At 67.7% G+C, this 2816-nt stretch carries 3 protein-coding genes; 2 read left to right on the forward strand and 1 reads right to left on the reverse strand.

The window, feature by feature from the left end; genetic code table 11:
* Positions 1-82: 82 nt before the first annotated feature.
* Entirely contained in the window at positions 83-1210 is a 1128-nt protein-coding gene (locus HC022_RS23230) for an acyl-CoA dehydrogenase family protein (protein WP_089956983.1), read from the forward strand.
* Positions 1211-1257: 47 nt separating this feature from the next.
* Here the strand turns inward: HC022_RS23230 and HC022_RS23235 are convergent, their stop codons facing one another.
* Entirely contained in the window at positions 1258-1836 is a 579-nt protein-coding gene (locus HC022_RS23235) for a hypothetical protein (protein ID WP_167453982.1), read from the reverse strand.
* Positions 1837-2082: 246 nt separating this feature from the next.
* Between HC022_RS23235 and HC022_RS29740 the strand changes: the two genes are divergently transcribed.
* Complete coding sequence (locus tag HC022_RS29740; protein ID WP_303049093.1) at positions 2083-2211, forward strand: hypothetical protein; 129 nt, start codon at positions 2083-2085, stop codon at positions 2209-2211.
* The last annotated feature ends 605 nt before the right edge of the window (positions 2212-2816 follow it).

The following is a 2816-nucleotide window of genomic DNA, read 5'->3' on the forward strand; positions in this document are numbered from 1 at the left end:
AGAACGACGTGAAGCGCGGCATGGCCTCGCTCTGCATCGGCGGCGGCGAGGCCACCGCCATCGCGCTGGAAAGGGTCGCGTGATGCTGCTTGACGAGCTTCAGGAACAGATCCGGGACGGGGTGCGCGCCTTCGCGCAGGACCGTCTCGCCCCCGGCGCCGCCCGGCGCGACGCCGAGCACGCCTTCCCGCTCGAGGAGCTGGCCGAGATGGGCGAGCTCGGCTTCCTCGGCATGCTGGTGCCCGAGCAATACGGCGGCTCGGACCTCGGGATGGTGGCCTACGCGCTGGCGCTGGAAGAGATCGCCGCCGCCGACGGTGCCTGCTCGACCATCGTGAGCGTGCACAGCTCGGTCGGCTGCATGCCGATCCTGCGCTTCGGCACCGAAGAGCAGAAGGCGAAATACCTGCCGAAGATGGCGCAGGGCAAATGGATCGGCGGCTTCGCCCTGACCGAGCCGCACACCGGCTCGGACGCCTCGGCGATCCGCACCAGGGCGGTGCGCGACGGCGACCACTACGTGCTGAACGGCTCCAAGCAGTTCATCACCTCGGGCAAGAACGGCGACGTCATCATCACCTTCGCGGTCACCGATCCGACGGCGGGCAAGAAGGGCATCAGCGCCTTCATCGTGCCCACTGACACGCCCGGCTACGAGGTCATGGCAGTCGAGCGCAAGCTCGGCCAGCACAGCTCGGACACCTGCGCGCTGGCCTTCAACGAGATGCGTCTCCCGGCCGAGAACCTGCTGGGCGCCGAGGGCGAGGGCTACCGGATCGCGCTCTCGAACCTCGAGGGTGGGCGCATCGGCATCGCCAGCCAGGCGGTGGGCATGGCCCGCGCGGCCTTCGAGGCGGCGCGCGACTACGCCCGCGACCGCCACGCCTTCGGCAAGCCGATCCTCGAGCAGCAGGCGGTGGCGTTCAAGCTGGCGGACATGGCGACCCGGATCGAGGCCGCCCGCCAGATGGTGCTGCATGCCGCCGCCCTGCGCGAGGCCGGACGCCCCTGCCTCACCGAGGCGTCGATGGCCAAGCTCATGGCCTCGGAAATGGCCGAGGAGGTCTGCTCGGGCGCGATCCAGATCCACGGAGGTTACGGCTACCTCGCCGATTACCCGGTCGAGCGCATCTACCGCGACGTGCGGGTCTGCCAGATCTACGAAGGCACCTCCGAGGTGCAGCGGCTGGTCATCGCCCGCGGGCTCTGATCCCGTCCCCATACCGTCGCGCCGGGCAAGGGCTCCGGCGAGCGGCCTCAGCTCCGCCGGGCCGCCGACAGGCGCATCCGGCGGAACAGCATCATCAGCAGAAGCGTGGTGACCACGAGCCCGATCAGGTCGCCGATGGCATAGATCACCAGCACCGTCACCGCCTCTCCCGGCAGGATGCTCTGGCTGAAGATCGTCGACTGCGCGAGGGAATTGGTGAAGGACGCGATCCAGCCCACCAGCAGCAGCCACTTCCAGTGCCCCCGCCGTGGCCGGCGGGCATAGAGGTTGAAGCCGAAGCCCCGCATCATCTCGAAGGCCAGCGGCGAGGCCGCCGCCCCCGCGACGATGGACAGCAGGATCACCGGTTGGGTGGCCTGGCTGACGTCGGACGGGGTGAACATCAGCTCCGACAGGAAGGCGCCGAGCGCGAGCGGCACGAAGGCGATGGGCCCCAGCAGCCAGGTCGCCAGCACCCGCACGCCGTGCGGCAGGTAGGCGAGGCTGGCAAAGTCGGTGACGTCAGGCAGCAGCAGCGCCTGCACCGGCGTGATGAGCCAGGCGGTAAGCCCGTGGGCCAGCATGTAGGCCACGATAACGATGCCGAAGGTCTGGAGTCTGGTCACGGGGCGCTCACCGGGTGTTCTGGGGGCTGCGTCTTTGGCTGTCGTCCTTGTCGTGGCCGCGAATGGCCGGCTGTCGTCTTGCCCCGCCGGCGGCAGAGGCGCGCTACCGCTCGGGAAGGTCGGCGCCCACCAGGTCACGACGTACGCACGTGCACGGCTGCGGCCTGCGTGTTCCAGCAGCCCGGCCCCGACGAGGGTTCGAATTGCCCGGTAGAATGTCGCCTGGGCAACCGGTTGCAAGAGCGAATGGCTGCGGATCCTGTCCGAGCTCACGATGTCGCCCGGCGTTTCGGTGAGGGAATGCGCCGCGAGCAGCACATCGCGCTCGATTCGGCTCAGGTCCTCGAGACCGACGTCACGCTCAAGCTGGCGTAACATTTCACGCAGTTCAAAGATCGGGGTCAGCTTGTCCATGACAGGTATCATTCGTAAATATAAAGGTCCCGTCAACGTAATGAGGGAGACGATCCACGGAGGAGTTTATCATTTTGATAAACTCTTGGCCTTTCGGCCACTCCGTGGTAACGTCCCCAAGGCGCGGTTCCGTGAGTGGTGGCGTCGCCTTGTGTGTTTAATCAGGATCCGCCTTGGTGACATCGTCACCGAGGCCTTTTTTGTGTATACCAATTATCCACTTTGAACCAGCCCTTATGTAAGCTCTTTCCACGTTACGTAACGATCTGAAACAGGGTGACGTGACGGCATCTCACTTGGTTTGAGCGCTCTCCGCGCCCCCGCCCCTCTCCCACCCGCGACTCCGGGTCGCAGGGCCTCTCGCGGCGTCTCCACCGGTCCGCGACCGGCACGGCAGGGCCTCTCTCCGGGGGCTCCGGGCAGCCCGCCTCACCGGGGCTTCAGGACCTCTTCCGGCGGCCCGCACTCCTGGGCTGCGGGATCTCTGCCGGCCGTCCGCACTCGGGACGCCGGGCCCCGTCCGGCGGTCCCCCCCGCGCCCCCAGGCCCCCGCAACACACGGGGCC

Origin of the sequence: Salipiger sp. HF18 (assembly GCF_011806505.1) — a bacterium.
Taxonomy (GTDB): domain Bacteria; phylum Pseudomonadota; class Alphaproteobacteria; order Rhodobacterales; family Rhodobacteraceae; genus Salipiger; species Salipiger thiooxidans.